The organism is Streptomyces sp. Je 1-79 (assembly GCF_025195125.1).
Lineage (GTDB): Bacteria > Actinomycetota > Actinomycetes > Streptomycetales > Streptomycetaceae > Streptomyces.
In genome coordinates, this window is record NZ_JAMGSL010000012.1 from 79,702 (window position 1) to 100,221 (window position 20,520).

Here is a 20,520-nt window from a genome sequence, read left to right on the forward strand (position 1 = left end):
GCGGCCTCAGTCCCGCAGCGCGCTGGCCGTCTGGACCGCGCCGGCCGGCTCGGGGATCGGGGCGAGCCCGAGCCCTCGTACGGCGAACTCGCGGTTCTTCACGGTCTGGGCACGGTACGCCTCCGGCAGGTCGGGCATCGCCAGGAGCCGGTCGCAGGCGGCGAGCGACCCGGCGAGGTCGCCGACCCAGTAGGCGGTGATCGAGAACTCGAACAACAGCCCCCAGCGGTACACCCACGGCTGGGTGAAGAGGATGTCGTCCGGCGGCTCGCGGTCGACGGTGGCCGAGACGATCGCGTGGGCGCTGTGGTGGCGCTTCATCTTGCGCAGCCGCGCCGCCAGTTCGTAGCAGGCTTCGAGGCGCTCCGGGCGGGCTTCCCAGGCGCGGGACAGGGCGTCCGCCGCCGAGGGCCAGTCGCCCGCCTCCGCCCTGAGGACCCCGGACTGGAGCAGGGCGTAGTAGACCTCCTCGATCCAGCCGCCCATGCTCGCGCGGCGCTCGTAGAGGTCGATCGCCTCACTCGTACGGCCCATGTCCCGCATGGTCTGGGCGAGATAGAAGACCGTGCGGGTGTTGGCGGGGTCGCGTTCGTGCTCGGCGGAGAGCAGCCGGGCGTCGCGTTCGAACTTGTCGTGCCGCGAGCCCCCGTCGGCGTGGTCCTCGATGACGAGGGCGTCGAAGTTCTCCTGGACGTGGTCCTGGTCCGCGGTGAGGTACTCGTGGGTGACGCCCTCGTACCTCCACGGGAGATCGCCCCTGACCAGGCGTTTGATGCGGTACTCCATCGCCCCCTCGTGGCGCAGCATGTAGGCGTCGGCGGTCAGTGGGGGCAGCGGGGCGTCCTGGCGCAGGACGAGGTCGGCGTCGAGGAGCAGGAGGTAGTCGGCCCGGCCGCGGGCGTGGGAGATGTTCAGGCTCCGGTTGTGCCCGAAGTTCACCCACGGCTCCTCGCGGAGCTCACCGGGGATGCCGTCGAGCGCCTTGCGGATCAGCTCCTGCGTCCCGTCGGTCGAGCCGGTGTCGGAGATGACCCAGGTGTCCACCAGGTCGCGGACGGAATCGAGACAACGTTCGATGACCCGGGCCTCGTTCTTGACGATCATGCACAAGCAGAAGGATGGCTTCACGGCAACACCACTTCCGGGGGGTCGGTGGGGGGCGACCTTAACCACGGGGCCGGGACCGCCGGGGACGGCGCGCCGACAGGCGCTTTCAGGTTCGCCACCGCGTACGCACCCATGGGGATGGTGACGGTAGGCCAAGGCGTTGAGAGTGCCGGAGAACCATCAAGCCTTTGCATCCGCGATCCGATGATCTGTTTGGAAGCTCGAACTCGCTTCCGGTGAATCACTCGATCCGGATGAAGAAGGAGCTGTGTTTCATGAGTCCTGATTCCAGGACCCGGTCCTCTCTTGGGCCCCTCCCCCGTCGGCGCGCCTGGGTCAACGGCGGCGCCATCGCATCGATCGCTCTCGTCCTCACGGGCCTCGCGAGCCCGGCCGTCGCCGTGCCGCAGATCATGGCCTCCGGCCCCTCGGGCGTGAGCGCCTCGGGCCCGAACGGCGGCAACGACTGCGACGACCGCCCGCACCACCACCAGAACGACGGACCGCGTCAGGAGGACGGCCCGCCGCCGAACTTCGACGGCGGCCCGCGTGGCCTCTCGGGCCCGCCCTCGGCCGGTGACCTCCAGCACTTCCTGGACGACCAGCTGCGTCAGGCGCTGGACGGCGGCCCCGAGCGGTACCTGCGGGCGGCGCCCACGGACGACGTCGACCGCCATGTACGGGCGGTGCCCGAGGGCGGTCCCGACCACTGCGACGACGGGCCGCCCGGCCCGACGGGCCCGCAGGGTCCCACGGGCGCGACGGGAGCCACCGGCGCGACCGGGGCGACGGGTGCGACCGGCGACACCGGTCCCACGGGCGCCACGGGCGCCACGGGCGCGACGGGCGCGACGGGCGCGACGGGTGCGACGGGTGCCACCGGGGCGACGGGTGACACCGGACCCACGGGCGCCACCGGCGCCACGGGTGCCACCGGCGCGACCGGCGACACCGGACCCACCGGCGCCACCGGCGCAACGGGTGCCACCGGCGCGACGGGCGACACCGGACCCACGGGAGCCACCGGCGCCACGGGTGCCACGGGTGCCACCGGCCCCTGCTCCGACATCGACGTCTTCGCTCCGCTCATCGGGCCCGAGGACTTCCAGGCCGTCCTCACCGGCGGCGACGTGTTCGCCGGCCGGGGTCCGTCGCTCGGCGGGACGATCGTCTGGCAGGACCTCACCAACGCGGTCGCGGCCGACGGGGACCCCGCCAACCCCAACTACCCGGCGAACGTGTGCGCCGTGGGCATCGAGGCCCGGGGACCCAACGCGTACGTCAAGGTGCTCACCACGGACAACACGGTGTGGCAGACGCACGGTGACGTCGGCGGAACAAGCTTCGTCTGGGACGAGCCCTGGACCCAGCAGACGACTCCGACACCGGTGGTGCTGCGCAATACCAAGTTCTCCCGCGCCCTGGACCACGGAGGTGCAGTGAACCGCTCCTGACCTGAGCGGCAAGCGCCGAGGGGCGGTACGTACCCGGTACGCACCGCCCCTCGGGGCCCCTCTCGGGGGCCTTCTTCCCGCTCGCACGCTCAGTGCGTGAGCACCGGCTCCTTGCCGGGCTCGGACTGCGCGCCGTCGCCGTCCACGTCGTCCTCCGCGCCCTCGATGTGCTGCTTGGGCTTCGCGGGCAGCGCGAACATCACCAGGAAGATTCCGGCGAGCACCGCCACCGCCCACCCGAGCGCGTTCTGGAAGGCGTCCGTGAACGCCGCGCCGACCTCGGCCGGCACCCTCGCGAGACGCTCCTCGTCGATCACCCCGAAGAAGACGACCGACACGAGCCCGAGTCCGAGCGCGTTGCCCATCTGCCCGGTCGTGTTGATGAGCCCCGAGGCCGAACCCGCGTGCTCGCGCGGCACTTCCGAGAGGACCGCGTCCGTCAGCGGAGCCACGATCAGGCCCATGCCCAGACCCATGACGACGAGCGGCGCGATCATCTGCCAGGGCTCGATGGCGTTCCCGTACCGGCCGGCCTCCCACAGGTAGAGCAGCAGGCCCGCGGCCATCGTCACCGCACCCGTCTGGAGGACCTTGCGGCCGAAGCGCGGGACGAGCTTCTGCACCGACAGACCGGCCGCCGTCGAGACGGCGATGGAGAACGGCACGCCCGTCAGACCCGCCTTCAGCGGGCTCCAGCCCAGGCCGATCTGCATGTACAGCGTCCACACCAGGAAGAAGATGCCCATCACGACGCCGAAGGTCAGCTGGACCGCGATACCGGCCGCGAAGCTCTTCACCTTGAACAGGGACAGCTCGACCAGCGGGGAGCCGTCCTTCCTCGCCTTGTACTTCTCGTAGGCGACGAGGGCGCCGAAGACGAGGAGGCTGCCGGCCATGCAGAGGTGGCCCCAGAGCGGCCAGTCCAGCTCGCGGCCGCGGGTCAGCGGGTAGATCAGCATCAGCAGCGCGAGCGTCACGAGCAGCACGCCCACGATGTCGAGGCGGAGCGCCTTCGGCGCCTTCGACTCGGTGATGAACTTCCGGCCCAGGATCAGGCCCGCGATGCCGACCGGCAGGTTGATGAGGAAGATCGGCCGCCACTCCAGGCCGGCGATGTTCCACTGCGTGAGCAGCGCGCCGAGGAGGGGGCCGGAGACCGCGCCGAGGCCGATGATCGCGCCGAACATGCCGAACACCTTGCCGCGCTCGTGGGCGGGGAAGGTGACGTGGATGATCGACAGGACCTGCGGGACCATCATCGCCGCCGCCGCGCCCTGGAGGAGGCGGGAGGCGACCAGCATCTCCGGGTTCGCGGCGAAGCCGCAGAGCGCGGAGGCGACGGTGAAGCCGGCCGTGCCGAGGAGGAAGAGCCGCTTGCGGCCGTAGATGTCGCCGAGACGGCCGCCGGTGATCAGGCCCGCGGCGAAGGCGAGGGCGTAGCCGGCGGTGATCCACTGGATCGCACCGAAGGAGGCGCCGAGGTCCCGCTCGATGCTCGGAATCGCGATGTTGACGATCGTGGCGTCGACCAGGTCCATGAAGGCGGCGGTCATGACGATGGCGAGGGCTATCCAGCGCCTGCGGTCGGTGGCCGCGTCGCCCGGCACGGCGGCGGCTTCGTGTGAACTCATGGAGCGAAGATAGAAGCCAAATAGGTCAGCTGATGTCCTAGATGCGGCGCATGCTGGAACGCATGACGGACACTCCGGCACGACTCCTGAATCTGCTCTCGCTGCTCCAGACGCCGCGCGAGTGGCCGGGCAGTGAGCTCGCCGAGCGGCTCTCGGTCTCCGCGCGCACGATCCGCCGGGACATCGACCGGCTGCGGGAGCTCGGCTACCCGGTGGAGGCGACGAAGGGCGCGGTGGGCGGATACCGCCTGGTCGCCGGTACGGCCATGCCGCCGCTGCTCCTCGACGACGAGGAGGCGGTCGCGATCGCGGTGGGGCTGCGGGCGGGTGCCGGGCATGCCATCGAGGGCGTGGAGGAGGCGTCGGTGCGGGCGCTCGCCAAGCTGGAGCAGGTGCTGCCCTCGCGGCTGCGGCACCGGGTCTCCACGCTGCAGAACGCGACGATCCCGCTGACGCGCGGGGACGGGGCGACGGTCGCACCCTCGACGCTGACCGCGCTCGCGGGCGCGGTGACGGGGCAGGAGCGGCTGCGCTTCGGGTACCGCGCGGCGGACGGGACGGAGTCACGCCGCCTGGTCGAGCCGTACCGGCTCGTGTCGACGGGGCGGCGCTGGTATCTCGTGGCGTACGACCTGGAGCGCGAGGACTGGCGTACGTTCCGGGTGGACCGGGTCTCCGACCCCTTCGCGACGGGGGCGCGGTTCCCCGCTCGGGAGCTGCCGGCGGGCGGGGCGGCGGAGTTCATGACGCGCTCGATGTCCCGCGCCCAGCCGGAACTGGACCTGGACGTCACCTTCGACGCCCCCGCCGACTTCGTGACGGCCAGGCTCCCGGCGCACCTCGTCCCGACCCCGACGGGCCCCGCCACCTGCCGGCTGCGCACCCGGACGGCGGACTCCACGGAGTGGCTGGCCCTCCGACTGGCCCTGACCGACGCGCCGTTCACCATCCACGCGCCGAACTCACTGGTGACGTACGTGAAAGACCTGTCGACCCGCCTGTCGGCCTCGGTCCGCCAGGCCTAGGGGGCATGATCCACAGGACGCCCCCGACGAGGGCCCGCGCCGATGGACGCCGGCCCCCGCCACCGTGCGGCAAGCCGCCCTAGGCCACCGCGTCGAAGCCCGTGTCGCGGGCCATCTTCTTCAGTTCCAGGAGGGCGTGCTTCTCGATCTGACGGATCCGCTCACGCGTCAGGCCGTGCTCCTTGCCGACCTCGGTCAGCGTGCGCTCGCGGCCGTCCTCGATGCCGTACCGCATCCGGATGATCGAGGCGGTGCGGTGGTCGAGCTTGTCGATCAGGTCGTCGAGCTCCTCGCTGCGCAGCAGCGTCAGCACCGACTGCTCGGGCGACACCGCCGACGTGTCCTCCAGGAGGTCGCCGAACTGCGTCTCGCCCTCGTCGTCCACCGACATGTTCAGCGAGACCGGGTCGCGCGCCCAGTCGAGGACGTCCACGACCCGCTCGGGCGTCGAGCCCAGCTCCGCCGCGATCTCCGCCGGCTCCGGCTCACGGCCGTTCTCCCGGTTGAACTCGCGCTGCACACGCCGGATCCGCCCGAGCTCCTCCACCAGATGGACGGGCAGCCGGATCGTGCGCGACTGGTCGGCGATGGACCGCGTGATGGCCTGGCGGATCCACCACGTGGCGTACGTCGAGAACTTGAAGCCCTTCGCGTAGTCGAACTTCTCGACCGCGCGCACCAGGCCGGCGTTCCCTTCCTGGATCAGGTCGAGGAGGGGCAGCCCGCTGCGCGGATAGCGCCGGGCGACCGCGACGACCAGCCGCAGGTTCGACTTGATGAAGAGGTCCTTGGCGCGCTCGCCCTCCGCGTAGAGCGCTTCGAGCTCCTCGCGGGAGGCGCCCGCCGCGTCGCTCTCCGCCGTGCCGTCGAGGATCTGCCGGGCGTACACGCCCGCCTCGATCGTCTGGGAGAGCTCGACCTCCTTGGCGGCGTCGAGCAGAGGGGTGCGCGCGATCTCGTCGAGGTACATGCCGACCAGGTCGCGGTCGGCGATCTCCCCGCCCACGACGCGAACGCTGCTTGCCCGGCTTTTGCCACTACCGCCGGTGGCGGAGGACTGACGACGGGCGACGGCACGGGTTGCCATGCGTGCTCCCTTGCTGAGTAGGTCGCGACACCTTTCGGGTGCCCTGCATCCGACGGAAACAACGACTGGAATCAGGACAGAATTCCCACGCGGCGCATCGATTTTCGCGATCATGCAGTACCCTGTGCCGCCACCGAGGGGGGTCCCATGGCGTCCGCAGCCACAGAAGCGCAGGTCAGGCCGGGCACGGAAGGCGATCTCGCGTCGCTCACGGAGCTCTACAACCACTACGTCCGCGAGACCGCGATCACCTTCGACACCGAACCCTTCACTCCGGAGCAGCGGCTTCCTTGGCTCCGCTCCCATCCTGAAGACGGCCCGTACCCTCTTCTGGTTGCCTGCGATGTCCGAAAAGAAACGAAAAACCGAATTCTTGGATACGCGACCAGCAGCGCGTTCCGCCCGAAGCCCGCGTACTCCACCTCCGTCGAGGTCACCGTGTACGTCTCCCCGGACGCCGCCGGCCGCGGCATCGGCACGCTCCTCTACGACCGGCTCTTCGAGGCCCTCGCGAAGGAGGACGTCCACCGCGCCTACGCCGGGATCGCCCTGCCGAACGAACCCTCGATCCGCCTCCACACGCGGTTCGGCTTCCGTCACATCGGTACGTACGGAGAGGTCGGCCGGAAGTTCGGCCGGTACTGGGACGTGGCCTGGTACGAGAAACGCCTCGGCCCGGGGGCCTAGGTCCCGCGTCCCGTGAAGCGCCTCGGCCCCGGGGCCTAGGCCCCGCGACCGTTACGGGCGGGGCGGGGGTCCGCCTACCGTCACGGCCATGACCGACACCGACGGCAGTGACACCTCCGGCACCCTCGACGAAGCCCTCCAGCGCCTCCACGCCCATGGCCCCGAACGGCTCGGGCGGCTCACCAACCACGCCCCCATGGCCGTCGAGGCGCTCGTGCACCGCGGTCAGGCGCGGGCCGTGCACCGCTGGCTCGACCGGTACCGCCACAAGCTGGAGGACATGCCGGCGCCCCACACCCCCGTCACCACCGCCACCTGGCGCGAGGCGCTCGGCGACACGGCACGGATCACCGACTGGGCCCGGTTCTTCGAGCGGGAGACGGAGCAACGCCCCTGGCGCGAGGTCCTCGCCGAGTGGTGGCCGCGGCTGCTCCCCGGTATCGCGGGGGGCTCCACCCACCCCGTGATCCGTACAGGTCACGCCGTACGCACCCTCCTGACGACCGAGGAGACGGCGCCCCGCCGCGCGGAGCTGGCCCACGCGCTCGGCTACTGGGCCGCCCGCGCCCAGCCGCTGCCCGAGATCGCCCCGCTCGCCCCCGCCCCCACGGCGGCCGCCGCCCTCGACGCCGTACCGCCCGTCCCCCGGCAGGAGGGCGGGATGCGCGACCGGCTGCCGCAGCTGACCGCGTTCCCGAGCTGGGGCGCGACCGCCGACCCCGGCGGCGCCCGCGCCCTGCTCACCGAGCTGGTCACGGCGGCGACCCACCGCTACGCCACGCACGGCCACGGCGAGCCGATCATGCTGGTCCACGCGGCGACCGCGCCCAACGCCGTCCTGCGCACCCTCCCGGCGCTCCCGCGCGAGCTGTGGCCGGCGAGCCTCGCGGCCGCCTGGGCCGCCTCCGCCGCCGTGACCGCGGCCTACACACCGCGCGCGCCGGCGCCGTACAGCGGGACGACGCTCGCGCCCGGTGAGGTCTTCGAGCTGGCGGCGGCACACGGCGACGACCACACGATCAAGTTCGCCGACACCGCGCTCGACATCGGCGACCCGACGGCGCTGACCGCCGCCGTCCGCGCGACCGAGCTCAACCCCGCGGTCTTCTAGGCCCTGTCGTCGAAACGGCCCCCTCTCCCGGGACCGTTTCGACGACAGGCAGGGCCTAGCCGAACTGGACCGAACGCTTGGCGAGCCCCATCCAGAACCCGTCGATCACGCTCCGCCCGGCGTCCAGGTCACCGGCCGCGTCCGCCGCGCCCAGCGTGACGAACAGCGGCGCGAAGTGCTCCGTGCGCGGGTGGGCCAGGCGGCCCGCCGGGGAGGTGTGCTCGAAGTCCAGGAGCGCGTCGACATCCCGCGCCTCCAGCGCGTGGCGCCCCCAGTCGTCGAACTCCGCCGACCAGCCGGGCACCCCCGCCCCGGTGTGCCGCAGGGCGGCCAGGTTGTGGGTGAAGAAGCCGCTGCCGACGATCAGTACGCCCTCGTCGCGCAGCGGCGCGAGCCGGCGGCCGATGTCCATCAGCTTCCGCGGGTCGAGCGTGGGCATGGAGACCTGGAGGACAGGGATGTCGGCGTCCGGGAACATCTCCACCAGCGGGACGTACGCGCCGTGGTCGAGCCCCCGGTCGGGGATGTCCTGCACCGGCGTCCCGGGCCCGGCCAGCAGCTTGCGGACCGACGCGGCCAGTTCCGGCGCGCCCGGAGCCCCGTACCGCACCTGGTAGTAGTGCTCGGGGAAGCCCCAGAAGTCGTAGACCAGCGGCACGGGCTCGGTGGCGCCGAGGGCGAGCGGAGCCTCCTCCCAGTGGGCGGAGACCATCAGGATCGCCTTCGGCCGGGGCAGCCCGGCGGACCAGGCGGCGAGTTCACCGGGCCACACCGGGTCGTCGGCGAGCGGCGGGGCGCCGTGAGAGAGGTAGAGGGCGGGCATCCGTTCCAGCGTGGCGTCCATGGCGACGACCGCCTCCAGACTTTCTTTGAAAGTTCAAGCTCTCCGTCGAGTGACACCCTAAAGGGGTGTAGTTCAACTTTCAAGGACGAGTCGTACGATAGGCGCATGACGACCGCACTCAACGACGCGCCTCGCTGGCTCAGCGACGAGGAACAGCGCGTCTGGCGCGCGTACCTCCACGCCACCACCCTCCTCGAGGACCACCTCGACCGCCAGTTGCAGCGCGACGCGGGGATGCCGCACGTCTACTACGGCCTGCTCGTCCACCTCTCCCAGGCACCCAGGCGGCGGCTGCGGATGACCCAGCTCGCCAAGGACGCCAAGATCACCCGTTCCCGGCTCTCCCACGCCGTCGCGCGCCTGGAGAAGAGCGGCTGGGTGCTGCGCGAGGACTGCCCCTCCGACAAGCGCGGACAGTTCGCGCGCCTGACGGACGAGGGCTACGAGGTGCTGAAGCGGACGGCTCCGGGCCATGTCGCCGCCGTACGGCAGGCGATGTTCGACCGGCTCAGCCCGGAGCAGGTGACCCAGCTCGGCGAGATCATGAAGGTGATGGCGGAGGGCCTCCAGCCGGCCGGCCAGGACGCGGACCTGCCCTGGCTCCGCTGAGCGGAACCAGGGCAGGATCAGGAGGCGGCACGGGGCGGACCGTACGCAGGACCGGTGCGGCCCCCGCGAGGCGGACCGTACGCAGGACCGGTGCGGGCCGCTCGGCAGAGTTGGTGAGCGGCCGCGCCCGGGGCCCGCGTGTCAGTGCGCGATGACGGGGATCTTCACCTCGTCCTCGGCGCCCTCGCCCGAACCGGAGCCGGCGACCACGCCGGTCTCCGGCTTCCCGGTGTTGATGAGCGTGACGGCGATCGCGGCCGAGACGGCCAGGATGCCGACGGCCCACCAGATGGCCGCCGCGTAGCCCTCGACCATGCCCTGGAGCTGGAGCAGCTTCTGCGCGCCCTGGCTCGCGGCACCGGCCGCGTGGTCGGCGATGTACGCGGTCGTGGCCGAGGCCGCGATCGTGTTCAGCAGGGCCGTACCGATGGCGCCGCCGACCTGCTGCGAGGTGTTGACCATCGCGGAGGCCACACCGGCGTCCCGCGGGTCGACGCCGTGCGTGGCGAGCGACATGGCCGGCATGAACGCCGTACCCATGCCGAGGCCGAGCAGCAGCTGTGCGGGCAGGATCAGACCAGCGTACGAGGTGCCGATCTCCAGCTGCGTGAGCAGCAGCATGCCGACGGCGGCGGTCAGGAAGCCCGGGCCCATGAGCCAGCGCGGGGGAACCCGCGTCATCAGCCGCGTACCGATCTGGGTCGAACCGACGATCATGCCCGCGATCATCGGAAGGAACGCGAAGCCCGTCTTGACCGGCGAGTACCCCTTCACGACCTGGAGGTAGTACGTCAGGAAGAGGAACAGGCCGAACATCGCGATGACGGCCAGACCCAGCGAGAGGTACACACCGCCACGGTTGCGCTCGGTCAGGACGCGCAGCGGCAGCAGCGGGGACTTGACCTTCGCCTCGGTCAGGACGAAGGCGGCGAGGAGCACGGCCGAGCCGACGAACATGCCGATCGTCGTGGCGTCCGACCAGCCCTCGGACTCGGCGCGGGTGAAGCCGTAGACCAGCGCGACCAGACCCAGGGTGGAGAGGATCACGCCGGGGATGTCGAGCGGCGAGCGGTTGCGGCCGCCGGCCGGCTCGCGGATCACGAAGTACGCGCCGGCGGCGGCGACGATCGCGAAGGGGATGTTGACGAAGAAGGTCCAGCGCCAGTCCAGGTACTCGGTGAGGAATCCGCCGAGGATCAGGCCCACGGCGCCACCGCCACCGGCGATCGCACCGTAGATGCCGAACGCCTTGGCGCGCTCCTTGCCGTCGGTGAACATCACGGCGAGCAGCGAGAGCGCGGCGGGCGCGAGCAGCGCGCCGAAGGCGCCCTGGAGCGCGCGGGCGCCGAGCATCATCGCCTCGCCGGTCGCGGCCCCGCCGAGCGCGGAGGCGGCGGCGAAGCCGATCAGACCGACGACGAAGGTGCGCTTACGGCCCCACAGGTCGGCGATGCGGCCGCCGAAGAGCAGCAGACCGCCGAAGGCGAGGGCGTAGGCCGTGATGACCCACTGGCGGTTGCCGTCCGAGATCCCCAGGTCCTGCTGGGCGGAGGGCAGCGCGATGTTCACGATCGTCGCGTCGAGCACGACCATCAGCTGGGCGAGGGCGATGAAGACCAGGGCTTTCCAGCGCCTGGGATCTGTTTCGGACATGGAGGGAGCCACCTCTTGGTACGTAAAGGAAAAACTGGACGTAAGTACAGGGGTTTCAAGAGCGCGCCGCGGAGTGCGCCGGTGCGCGCGTGACGACGTGCGTTCTGGCTTGTGGGACGGTCAGCCCGGGGTCACGACTCGTCGGAGTCGCCCCGCAGATCCTCCAGAGTGGCGGCCGAGCCGGGCAGCACGGAGCGCGCGGGCGCTTCGAGGCCGTCCAGGAACAGCTGCAGATGGCGGTGGACGAAGCGGTCCATGTTCAGGCAGGCGGTGCCCGGGAGCGGGCGGGTGAGCTGGGAGACGGCCACCATCAGGTCCCCGACGCCGACGTCGGTGCGGAGCCTGCCCGTACCGTGCGCGCGGTCGACGAGTCCCTGCACGGCCGCCTCCAGCCGCTTGCGTTCGGCGTGCAGCTCGGGGTGGTGCTGGTCGAAGGTGCCGTCGAGCATCGGGCACAGGGCCCCGATGCGTTCGTCCGCGGCGCCGTGGGTGAAGCGGCGGAGCGCGTCGAAGGCGTCGGCCTCCCCCGCGTCCACGGCCGCGGTCGCCTCCTCCGCCAGGTCGGTGGTGCGGGACGTGACGGAGACGACGACCTCGTGGATGAGGTCGCCGCGCTCCGGGAAGTTGCGGTAGAGCGTGGCGTTGCCGACCCCGGCGCGCCGCGCGATCTCGTCGAGCGGCACCTGGGGGCCGAACTCGACGAACATCTCGCGGGCCGCCGTCACGATCCGCTCGCGGTTGCGCAGCGCGTCGGCGCGCGGGCGGACGACGCGACGGGCGGGCGCGGTCTCGGCTTCGGTGGTCACGCCACGGCCTCCTTCTGATGATCCGGCTTGATGTGTCTCTGGTGAGCTGATGCGTCTGCGGTGAGCTGATGCGTCTGCGGTACTCGGGGACGGTGACGCGGGGACGGTGACCCGGGGACGGTGATCCGGGGACCAAGTCCCCACTTCCTCGAACACAGGCGTAAACGGGGAGGGAGTCCCCGGTTATTTCCCGGCTTCAATGTGACCTGCGTCACATCCTCGATGTCTCGTGGAATACCCACGATCGGGCCACCCGGCGCGCGCCCACGCACCTCTCGACACAGGCTGATCGAACAGCAGCTCTGACCAGAGAGGCGACCGCATGCAGCGCACCCGCCGGCACATACGCAGACCCGTCGCCCTCGCGGCGGCGGCGGCCGTCGCGCTCGCCGCCCTGGCCTCGGCCAGCTCCACGCTCCCCGGCCCGCCTCCCGCCTCGGCGGGCCCGGTGGCCACCGTCCCCGGGGACGCGGCGGCGCTCGGCCCGTGCCGGATCGCGACGACGATGGGTGTGCAGATGTCGGAGGGGATGCCCACCGCCCCCGGCTACGCCCGCTCCACGGGCCGGGTCAGAGCCCTCAACCTGATGGTCGACTTCCCCGACGCGACGGGGGACGGTTCGGCGCTCGACCGCTACGCCGAGTTCTTCCCGCAGACCGCCGAGTGGTTCAGCACCAGCTCGTACGGGCGCCTGCACTACCACCCCGAGGCCCCGATACCCGACTGGCTGCGGATGCCGCAGCCGTTCTCGGCGTACGGGATAGAGCGCGGCTCACCGTACGAACCGGGGTACCGCGGCCTCGTCGAGGACATCGTGAAGGCCGCCGACCCGAAGGTGGACTTCAGCGCGTACGACCTGGTCAACGTCCTGATCACCCCGAACGCCGGGCCCTCGGCCCTGGACACCGTCCTGTCCGTGACCTTCTCGGGGAACGACGAGGCGCCGTACGCGGACGGGGTCCCGCTCTCCAACACGTCCTTCGTCTACAGCCGCCAGGACGACGGCTCGGGGACGTACGCCGAGACCGGCTACCGCGTCCTGCCGCACGAGAACGGCCATGTCTTCGGCCTGCCCGACCTCTACACCGTGGACGGCGGGGGCACGGTCGGGCACTGGGACATCATGTCCGAGGACTGGGGGGCCAACAACGACCTGCTCGGCTGGCACAAGTGGAAGCTGGGCTGGCTCGACAACGAGCAGGTCCGCTGCGCGTCCCGGCTGGGCACGAGCGAGTACCTCCTGACCCCGCTGGCCACGGAGGGCGGGCCGAAACTGGCCTTCGCACCGCTCTCCGAGAAGTCGGGGTACGCGGTCGAGGTCCGCACCCGGGACGGCAACGACGAGGCGGTGTGCGAGCCGGGCGTCCTGATCTACCGGGTGGAGTCGGACGTCGACACCGGGCACGGCCCGGTGACCGTGGCGGACAGCGACCAGGACAGCGGCGGCTGCACGCGCCGCCCGAACGTCCACGCGGAGCTGTCCGACGCGCCGTACCGCCCGGGCGAGACCTTCACGGACCGGACGAACGGCATCCGGATCACGGTGGTGGACGAGGACGAGCAGGGGGCCTACCGGGTCCGCATCACGCGCTCGTGACCGCTTCGGCTCCAGCGTCCCGCACGTCGGTCCCGTACGCCCCTGTGGTCCCGTGCGTCCCTGCGGCCTCGTGCGCTTCCGCCGCACCCGTGGTGGCCCCCGGCCCTTCCGCCGCACGCCCGTCGCCCCCCGGTGCTTCCGTGGTTCCGAGCTGCTCCCTCAGCTGCCGCTTCAGCACCTTCCCGGTGACGTTGCGAGGCAGCTCGACGTCCCGTACGAAGACATGGGCGGGCACCTTGAACGCGGCGAGGCGCGCGGCGACGTGGGCCCGCAGGTCGTCGGCGGTGGCGCCCGACGACTCCTTGAGCCGTACGACGGCGGCGACCTCCTCCCCCAGGGTGGGGTGCGGGAGGCCGAGTACGGCGGCGTCGAGGACCTCGGGATGTTCGTGGAGGACGGCCTCGACCTCCGCGCAGTACACGTTCTCGCCGCCCCGGACCACCATGTCCTTGAGCCGGTCGACGAGGGTGACACGCCCGTCGCGGAGGTGGGCGAGGTCGCCGGTGCGGAACCATCCGTCGTCGGTGAAGGCCTCCCGCGTGGCGGCCTCGTCGCCCCAGTACCCGCGCACGAGGGACTGCCCCCGCAGCCACAGCTCGCCCACGCCCTCCCCGTCGGGACGGTCGATGCGGACCTCGGTGGCGGGCGTCGGCCGGCCGACGCTGCGCGGATGGGCGCGGTACTCGGCCCCGAAGTTCGCGAACACGCCGCCGCAGGTCTCGGTGAGCCCGTAGCCGTTGCGGGGCTCGACGCGCTCCCCGTACGCGGCGGTGATGCGCGCGACGATCTCCGGCGGCGCGGCGGCGCCTCCGGTGTTGAGCATGGTGAGGCTCTCCAGCCGGTCGCCGGTCCGCTCGGCGAGGTCGAGGAGCTGGAGGGCGGTCGTCGGGACACCGGCGTAGTGGGTGACGCGATGGCGCCGGATCAGTTCGAGCGCGTGGGCCGCGTCCCACTTCCGCATGAGGACGAGCGTTCCGCCGGCGGCCATGACGGAGTAGAACGACGTGAACGCCGCCACATGGAAGAACGGGAACGTGGTGAGCGAGACCGGCGCGGGGCCCTGTCCGGGAACGGTGCCGCGCCCGAGGGCGGAGGCGGCGGCGTAGTACCGCGGATTCATCGCGGCCCCGGCCTGCGCGAGGTGGGTGGCGACGGCGCCCTTGGGGCGGCCGGTCGTGCCGGAGGTGTAGATGATCGTGGCGTCCTGCTCGGGCAGGACGTCGACGAGCGGCGGTCCGAGGAGGGAGTCGGTGTCGCGCACATAGCTCTGGAACCCGTCCCCCGCCTCGCCGTGGAAGACGATGCCGGGCACACGGTGCCTCACCGCCCACGCCCGTACGCGCTCCTTCCGCTCCCCGTCGACGAGGAGGATGCGGGGCGTGCAGTCGTCGAGGGCGTACGCCAGCTCGTCCTCGGTCCACCAGGCGTTGAGGGGTACGGCGACGAGGCCGGCGAGCTGGGCGGCCCAGAACGCGATCTGCCACTCGGGATGGTTCCGCATGGCGACGACGGCACGGTCTCCCGGCCGCAGCCCGTACTGGTCGACGAGGCTCCGGGCGAGCCCGCAGGCGGCGTCGAAGAACTCGCGGTAGCCGAGCACCCCGTCCTCGGAGACGAGGAAGGGCCGGTCTCCGTACGCCCAGGTGGCCTCGACGAACTCCCGCAGCGTGCGGGGCCCCTCGACGTACACCCCGCCCTCCACGGCGAAGGGCGCCCCGGGCGCGGCCAGCCGATCGACGACGCCACCCACGACGACCACCTTCTCTCAGCGCTTGCGCGGCCTGCTCGGACGCACTGCCCACCCTCCCACCCCACCGACGCGGCCCCGCACCCCGCCCGCCCTTCCGCCTCTCGAATGCCTCCGCCTCCGTCTCCGTCTCCGCCTCCGTCTCCGCCTCTCGATGCCTCCGTCTCCGCCTCCGTCTCCGCCTCTCGATGCCTCCGACTCCCGCGATGGCACCACGTCGGCGGCACGGTGGCGCAACGTCGGCGCACGATGGCGCCATCGAACTTGCAATGGCGCCACGATGGTGCCACTATTGCGTCATGGACCTCACTCCCTACGTCGACAACCTCCGCCACGAGCTCGGTGTGGCGGCCGAGGCGGGCGGCGACGAAGCCCGCGCGCTGGCCGACCGGCTCACCGGTCAGCTCGAGTCGGCCGCCCGTCTGACGCTGCTCAACGCCCTGTCCGATGCGATGGACGAGGTCACCCGTGACCTCGCGCCCGGCTCGGTCGACGTACGACTGCGCGGCCTGAACCCCGAGTTCGTGGTGACGGCACCCCCCACCGCCGACCTCTTCGACGAGCCCGGCGCTCCCGTGCAGGCACCGCCGCCCCCGGTGGCGCCCCCCGTGGAGACCGAGGAGGGCGGCGCCACCTCACGCATCAACTTCCGGCCGCCGGCCCAGCTCAAGATCCGGGTCGAGGAGGCCGCGAGCCGCGAGGGCCTGTCGGTCAACGCCTGGCTGGTTCGGGCCGTGGCCGCCGCCCTGGAGCCCGACACCACCGGCCGCGGCCGGAAGAGCACGGGACCCGCGAGCCCCGCCGCCGGACAGGGCTTCACCGGCTGGGTCCGCTAGCCCCACCGGTAACCCGCTTGGATCCGCTGGCCCCACCCGTAACCGCTTCCGGCCACAGCCGCACCGAGGCACGTCACCCACGCACCCACTCGCCTCCACCACTCCACTCAGTCAAAGGACGGCACAGCCATGCCTACGTTCGAAACCCCTGAGCCTCTCTCCGCCACCGTCGAGATCGAGATCGGGCGGGCCCGGATCGTCGCGGGCAAGCGCACCGACACCGTCGTCGAGGTCACCCCGAGCGACCCCGGCAACAAGCTGGACGTCCAGGCCGCCGAGGACACCAACGTCACCTGCGTGGGCGGCAAGCTGCTGGTCAAGGGCCCCAAGAAGCGCTCGCTCTTCGGCAAGGTCGGTTCGGTCGACGTGACCGTCGAACTGCCCGCCGGCTCGGAGCTGACCGGCACCACGGGCCTCGGCGAGCTGGTCGGCGAGGGGCGGTTCGGGGACTGCCGCCTCACGACGGCCGCCGGGGACATCCAGCTGGAAGAGGCCGCGGCCGTACGGCTGAAGACCTCGCACGGCGACGTCCTGGTGGACCGCACGACGGGCGAGACCGAGATCCAGGGAGCGGGCCGGGTCCGGATCGGCCGGATCGACGGTGCGGCGACCATCAAGAACCTCAACGGCGAGACCATGATCGGTGAGATCGGCGGCGAGCTGCGGGTGAACTCGTCCAACGGGCCCATCAGCGTCGTCCGAGCGGAATCCTCCGTCACCGCCAAGACCGCCAGCGGCGCCATCCGCCTCGACGAGGTCGTACGCGGACGGATCACCCTCAACTCCTCCGCCGGCGGCCTGGAGATCGGCATCGCCGAGGGCACCGCGGCCTGGCTCGACGTGCGGTCCACGGCGGGCCGCGTACGCAACGAACTGGGGACGGCGGAGGGCCCGGCGCAGTCCGACGAGACGGTCGAGGTCCGGGGCCGCACGAGCGTCGGGGACATCGTCATCCGCCGCGCGTAGACGGAGTCGCCGCCGAAGCACCTCGCCGCCGTCGGAGTCGGCGTCGGCATCGGCATCGGCATCGGCATCGGATCCAACCGAGTCGGACAGAGGGGACGGAGAGTTCGATGGACCGCACACCGCAGACCAGCACCCCCGGCGCCGTACGTTCCTTCGTCCGGTTCGTGATCTTCGGCGGCGGAGTGGGCCTCGCCTCCAGCGCGGCCGTCGCCCTGCTCGCCGCCTTCCTGCCCTTCACCCTGGCCAACGCGCTGATCGCGGTGGTCTCGACGGTCCTCGCGACCGAGCTGCACGCCCGGTTCACCTTCGCGTCGGAGCAGCGACCTGCCCGGCGCGGCCTGCTCCGCTGCGGGCTCCGCCACCACCTGCAGTCCGCCGGGACGGCCACGGCGGCCTTCGCCGTGACCACCCTCGCGATGCTGCTCCTGCACGCGCTCGCCGACGCACCCGGTCTCGCCGTCGAGCAGACCGTCTACCTCTCGGCCTCGGCACTCGCCGGCATCGGCCGCTTCCTGGCGCTGCGCCTGTACGTCTTCGCCACGAGCAGCAAGCAGCCCACCCCGGCCGTCCCGCACCTGGACCCCGCCCCGCGCCTGGACGTCATTCCCCGCCTGGACCTGGACCTCAGCCGGTCCCCGGCCCGCCGCGAACTGCTCACCACCGCCTCCTGAACCGGCCCTCGGGGTCAGTGGCGCCATAGCGGCTCCCGGCGACCGCGGCCGCCCTTGACGGCGATGCGCCCCCCGCAGCCCTCGCGCACCCACACCCACCAGCACCCGGCACCCAGCACCCGACACCCAGCACCCCGGCGGGAGTTCGACGCCGCCGAGGCGCCATGCCGTACTGCCCCGGCGCGGAACGCCCGCCCACCCCGCGCCGCGAGAACGACCGCCCCCAAAAAACCACCACAGACCTGACGGGAGCCCCTCCGTGGCTACGTTCCTTTCCAGACTGGGCCGACTCGCCTTCCGCCGCCGGGGGGTGACGCTCGTCCTCTGGCTGCTGGCCTTCGGCGGCATGGGCTTCGCCGCCTCGTCCGCGCCGGCGCCGCCCGCCGACACGTTCTCGATGCCGGGCACCGAGTCGCAGGAGGCCTTCGACCTGCTGACGGAGAAGTTCCCGGACGCGAGCGCGGACGGCGCCAGCGCGCGGGTCGTCGTCCGGGCGCCCGAGGGCTCGAAGATCACGACGGCCCCGCAACGGACCGCGGTCGAGCGCCTCGTCGCCGACCTTGCGGCCTCGTCCCCGCAGGTGGTGCGCGTCGCCGACCCGTACACGTACCCCGACGTCAGCATCAGCGAGGACCGTAAGACCGCCTACATGGTGGTGACGTACAAGGTCCCGGCGATGGAGGTCGGCGACAAGGCCCACGACGCGCTCGACGCGGCCCTGGCAGGGGCCGAGAAGTCGGGGCTCACGGTCGAGGCCGGCGGTGACGCCGTGAAGATCGAGCAGGCGATGGGCGGCACCGGCGAGAAGATCGGCATCCTGGTCTCCGCGATCGTCCTCGTCCTGACCTTCGGTTCGATGATCGCGGCGGGAATGCCGCTGGTCACCGCGCTGATCGGCGTCGGCATCGGCATCTCGGGCATCACGGCGCTCGGCTCCACGCTGGGCCTGTCCGGCACCACCTCGACCCTCGCGATGATGATCGGTCTCGCGGTCGGCATCGACTACGCGCTCTTCATCGTGTCGCGGTTCCGCGCCGAGCGGGCCGAGGGGCGTACGCCGGAGGAGGCGGCGGGACGGGCCGTCGGAACGGCCGGTTCGGCCGTCGTCTTCGCCGGGCTCACGGTCATCGTCGCCCTCGCGGGGCTGGCCGTCGTGAACATCCCGATGCTCACCAAGATGGGCCTCGCAGCGGCCGGTACCGTCGCCGTCTCCGTACTCGTCGCGGTCACCCTGGTCCCCGCCCTCATCGGCTTCGCGCCGGTCAAGGTGATGGCCCGGAAGGGACGGCTGCGGTACGCCGTCAAGCCGCTGTCCGAGCGCAAGCAGCGCAGGGCCGCCAAGCACACGGCGAAGCTGGCAAAGAAGACCCGTCCCAACCTGGGCTCCCGCTGGGCCAGTTACGTCCTGCGCCACCCCGTGGCCGTCCTGCTCGTGGGCGTGATCGGCCTCGGCACGGTCGCCGTGCCCGCCGCGAGCCTGGAGCTCGGTCTGCCGGGCGAGGGCCAGATGTCGACGGAGACCACCCAGCGCAGGGCGTACGACCTGCTGTCGGAGTCCTTCGGACCCGGGTTCAACGGCCCCCTGACGGTCACCGTGCAGGCGGTGGACGCCAGGGCGGCGGGCGACGAGATCGGTGCGGCGCTCAGGAAGACGGACGGCGTGGCGTCGGTCTCGCCGGCCACCGCCAACAAGGCGGGCGACACCGCGATCCTCAACGTCATCCCGGAGACCGGCCCGACCGAGAAGAAGACCGAGGAGCTGGTCCGCGACCTCCGCGCCGCCGCGGAGGACCTGGAGCGGAGCACGGCAGCCCGGATCCTCGTCACCGGCCAGACGGCCATGTTCATCGACTTCTCGCAGACCCTGGACGACGCGCTGCTGCCCTACCTGGGGCTGGTGGTGGGCCTCGCGTTCCTGCTCCTGATGGTGGTCTTCCGCTCGGTCCTGGTTCCGCTGAAGGCGGCCCTCGGGTTCCTGCTCTCGGTGGCCGCGGCGCTCGGCGCCGTCGTGGCGGTCTTCCAGTGGGGCTGGCTCGCCGACGTCTTCGGCATCGACGCACCGGGCCCGATCATGAGCACGATGCCGATCTTCATGATCGGTGTGGTCTTCGGCCTGGCGATGGACTACGAGGTCTTCCTGGTGAGCCGGATGCGCGAGTCGTACGCCCACGGGGCGCGCCCGGCCGAAGCGGTCGTCGACGGCTTCCGCCACGGCGGCCGGGTGGTCGGCGCGGCCGCGGTCATCATGATGAGCGTCTTCTCCGGCTTCATCGTGGAGGACAACGACTTCGTGAAGATGATCGGCTTCGCCCTCGCGATCGCCGTCTTCTTCGACGCGTTCGTCGTCCGCATGGCGATCGTTCCGGCGCTCTTCGCCCTGCTCGGCAGGTCCGCCTGGTGGCTGCCGAAGTGGCTGGACCGGATCCTGCCCCGGGTGGACGTCGAGGGCGAGAAGCTCGGCCAGGCGCAGAACGCCCGGCAGACAGACCGGGAGCGCACCCTGGTCGGCTGAGCCGACCCCCGCAGCCCCAGGCGCCTCCGTACCGGCACAGGCCGGTACGGAGGCGCCTGTCCGCGCTACGGGGCGAACGCCGGGCGGCCCCACAGCAACACACGAACAAAGCGGCGCCAAGTTAAGCAAGCACAGAACAGCAGGTCAGAGGCGCAGCACCACATGGCAACACCCCTA

At 71.7% G+C, this 20,520-nt stretch carries 17 protein-coding genes; 10 read left to right on the top strand and 7 right to left on the bottom strand.

Going from position 1 to position 20,520, the window contains the following annotated elements:
• Nucleotides 1–6: 6 nt before the first annotated feature.
• A complete protein-coding gene (locus M5362_RS24365) occupies nucleotides 7–1,104 on the bottom strand; it encodes a glycosyltransferase (RefSeq protein WP_260229861.1) in 1,098 nt (365 codons plus the stop codon).
• Between the two features lie 278 nt (nucleotides 1,105–1,382).
• Between M5362_RS24365 and M5362_RS33040 the strand changes: the two genes are divergently transcribed.
• On the top strand, nucleotides 1,383–2,561 hold the full coding sequence (locus tag M5362_RS33040) for a hypothetical protein (protein WP_261366359.1): 1,179 nt from the start codon (nucleotides 1,383–1,385) through the stop codon (nucleotides 2,559–2,561).
• A gap of 89 nt (nucleotides 2,562–2,650) precedes the next feature.
• Here the strand turns inward: M5362_RS33040 and M5362_RS24375 are convergent, their stop codons facing one another.
• Nucleotides 2,651–4,192, bottom strand: a complete 1,542-nt coding sequence (locus tag M5362_RS24375) for an MFS transporter (protein ID WP_260229862.1) — start codon at nucleotides 4,190–4,192, stop codon at nucleotides 2,651–2,653.
• Between the two features lie 62 nt (nucleotides 4,193–4,254).
• Here M5362_RS24375 and M5362_RS24380 point away from each other — a divergent pair, with 62 nt between their 5' ends.
• Nucleotides 4,255–5,217: a YafY family protein gene (locus M5362_RS24380; protein WP_260229863.1), complete on the top strand. Its 963-nt coding sequence runs from the start codon at nucleotides 4,255–4,257 to the stop codon at nucleotides 5,215–5,217.
• Nucleotides 5,218–5,296: 79 nt separating this feature from the next.
• On the opposite strand, the gene M5362_RS24385 is transcribed toward M5362_RS24380, so the two are convergent.
• On the bottom strand, nucleotides 5,297–6,304 hold the full coding sequence (locus M5362_RS24385) for an RNA polymerase sigma factor RpoD/SigA (RefSeq protein WP_260229864.1): 1,008 nt from the start codon (nucleotides 6,302–6,304) through the stop codon (nucleotides 5,297–5,299).
• A gap of 147 nt (nucleotides 6,305–6,451) precedes the next feature.
• Here M5362_RS24385 and M5362_RS24390 point away from each other — a divergent pair, with 147 nt between their 5' ends.
• Entirely contained in the window at nucleotides 6,452–6,991 is a 540-nt protein-coding gene (locus M5362_RS24390; protein ID WP_260229865.1) for a GNAT family N-acetyltransferase, read from the top strand.
• Between the two features lie 88 nt (nucleotides 6,992–7,079).
• Complete coding sequence (locus tag M5362_RS24395; RefSeq protein WP_260229866.1) at nucleotides 7,080–8,102, top strand: questin oxidase family protein; 1,023 nt, start codon at nucleotides 7,080–7,082, stop codon at nucleotides 8,100–8,102.
• A gap of 55 nt (nucleotides 8,103–8,157) precedes the next feature.
• Here M5362_RS24395 and M5362_RS24400 read toward each other — a convergent pair whose 3' ends face one another.
• Complete coding sequence (locus tag M5362_RS24400; RefSeq protein WP_260229867.1) at nucleotides 8,158–8,946, bottom strand: dioxygenase; 789 nt, start codon at nucleotides 8,944–8,946, stop codon at nucleotides 8,158–8,160.
• 105 nt (nucleotides 8,947–9,051) lie between these two features.
• On the opposite strand from M5362_RS24400, the gene M5362_RS24405 reads away from it, so the two are divergent.
• Nucleotides 9,052–9,555, top strand: coding sequence for a MarR family winged helix-turn-helix transcriptional regulator (locus tag M5362_RS24405; RefSeq protein ID WP_260229868.1), 504 nt, complete (start codon nucleotides 9,052–9,054; stop codon nucleotides 9,553–9,555).
• Nucleotides 9,556–9,696: 141 nt separating this feature from the next.
• Here the strand turns inward: M5362_RS24405 and M5362_RS24410 are convergent, their stop codons facing one another.
• Together M5362_RS24410 and M5362_RS24415 are read right to left on the bottom strand one after the other, a co-directional pair.
• Nucleotides 9,697–11,208 (bottom strand): MFS transporter, encoded by a 1,512-nt coding sequence (locus M5362_RS24410; RefSeq protein ID WP_260229869.1) that lies wholly within the window; start codon nucleotides 11,206–11,208, stop codon nucleotides 9,697–9,699.
• A 131-nt stretch (nucleotides 11,209–11,339) separates the two neighbouring features.
• Nucleotides 11,340–12,014 (bottom strand): TetR/AcrR family transcriptional regulator, encoded by a 675-nt coding sequence (locus M5362_RS24415; RefSeq protein ID WP_260229870.1) that lies wholly within the window; start codon nucleotides 12,012–12,014, stop codon nucleotides 11,340–11,342.
• 322 nt (nucleotides 12,015–12,336) lie between these two features.
• On the opposite strand from M5362_RS24415, the gene M5362_RS24420 reads away from it, so the two are divergent.
• Nucleotides 12,337–13,611, top strand: a complete 1,275-nt coding sequence (locus M5362_RS24420; protein ID WP_260229871.1) for a M6 family metalloprotease domain-containing protein — start codon at nucleotides 12,337–12,339, stop codon at nucleotides 13,609–13,611.
• Here the strand turns inward: M5362_RS24420 and M5362_RS24425 are convergent.
• Complete coding sequence (locus tag M5362_RS24425; protein WP_260229872.1) at nucleotides 13,598–15,361, bottom strand: class I adenylate-forming enzyme family protein; 1,764 nt, start codon at nucleotides 15,359–15,361, stop codon at nucleotides 13,598–13,600. The two genes, M5362_RS24420 and M5362_RS24425, sit on opposite strands and share 14 nt — an antisense overlap.
• A 296-nt stretch (nucleotides 15,362–15,657) precedes the next feature.
• Here M5362_RS24425 and M5362_RS24430 point away from each other — a divergent pair, with 296 nt between their 5' ends.
• The 4 genes from M5362_RS24430 (at nucleotide 15,658) to M5362_RS24445 (ending at nucleotide 20,343) form a co-directional block, all read left to right on the top strand.
• A complete protein-coding gene (locus M5362_RS24430) occupies nucleotides 15,658–16,194 on the top strand; it encodes a hypothetical protein (protein WP_260229873.1) in 537 nt (178 codons plus the stop codon).
• Between the two features lie 129 nt (nucleotides 16,195–16,323).
• Entirely contained in the window at nucleotides 16,324–17,160 is an 837-nt protein-coding gene (locus M5362_RS24435; protein ID WP_260229874.1) for a DUF4097 domain-containing protein, read from the top strand.
• Nucleotides 17,161–17,267: 107 nt separating this feature from the next.
• Nucleotides 17,268–17,831, top strand: a complete 564-nt coding sequence (locus M5362_RS24440; protein ID WP_260229875.1) for a hypothetical protein — start codon at nucleotides 17,268–17,270, stop codon at nucleotides 17,829–17,831.
• A gap of 259 nt (nucleotides 17,832–18,090) precedes the next feature.
• Nucleotides 18,091–20,343 (top strand): MMPL family transporter, encoded by a 2,253-nt coding sequence (locus M5362_RS24445; protein WP_260229876.1) that lies wholly within the window; start codon nucleotides 18,091–18,093, stop codon nucleotides 20,341–20,343.
• The last annotated feature ends 177 nt before the right edge of the window (nucleotides 20,344–20,520 follow it).

Excerpts from the sequence above, each read along its gene's own strand:
- M5362_RS24430 (WP_260229873.1), top strand. The coding sequence starts at position 15,658 with ATGGACCTCACTCCCTACGTCGACAACCTCCGCCACGAGCTCGGTGTG.
- M5362_RS24405 (WP_260229868.1), top strand. The coding sequence starts at position 9,052 with ATGACGACCGCACTCAACGACGCGCCTCGCTGGCTCAGCGACGAGGAA.
- M5362_RS24420 (WP_260229871.1), top strand. The coding sequence starts at position 12,337 with ATGCAGCGCACCCGCCGGCACATACGCAGACCCGTCGCCCTCGCGGCG.
- M5362_RS24385 (WP_260229864.1), bottom strand. The coding sequence starts at position 6,304 with ATGGCAACCCGTGCCGTCGCCCGTCGTCAGTCCTCCGCCACCGGCGGT.
- M5362_RS24440 (WP_260229875.1), top strand. The coding sequence starts at position 17,268 with ATGGACCGCACACCGCAGACCAGCACCCCCGGCGCCGTACGTTCCTTC.
- M5362_RS24410 (WP_260229869.1), bottom strand. The coding sequence starts at position 11,208 with ATGTCCGAAACAGATCCCAGGCGCTGGAAAGCCCTGGTCTTCATCGCC.
- M5362_RS24435 (WP_260229874.1), top strand. The coding sequence starts at position 16,324 with ATGCCTACGTTCGAAACCCCTGAGCCTCTCTCCGCCACCGTCGAGATC.
- M5362_RS24395 (WP_260229866.1), top strand. The coding sequence starts at position 7,080 with ATGACCGACACCGACGGCAGTGACACCTCCGGCACCCTCGACGAAGCC.
- M5362_RS33040 (WP_261366359.1), top strand. The coding sequence starts at position 1,383 with ATGAGTCCTGATTCCAGGACCCGGTCCTCTCTTGGGCCCCTCCCCCGT.
- M5362_RS24380 (WP_260229863.1), top strand. The coding sequence starts at position 4,255 with ATGACGGACACTCCGGCACGACTCCTGAATCTGCTCTCGCTGCTCCAG.
- M5362_RS24375 (WP_260229862.1), bottom strand. The coding sequence starts at position 4,192 with ATGAGTTCACACGAAGCCGCCGCCGTGCCGGGCGACGCGGCCACCGAC.
- M5362_RS24390 (WP_260229865.1), top strand. The coding sequence starts at position 6,452 with ATGGCGTCCGCAGCCACAGAAGCGCAGGTCAGGCCGGGCACGGAAGGC.
- M5362_RS24400 (WP_260229867.1), bottom strand. The coding sequence starts at position 8,946 with ATGGACGCCACGCTGGAACGGATGCCCGCCCTCTACCTCTCTCACGGC.
- M5362_RS24365 (WP_260229861.1), bottom strand. The coding sequence starts at position 1,104 with ATGATCGTCAAGAACGAGGCCCGGGTCATCGAACGTTGTCTCGATTCC.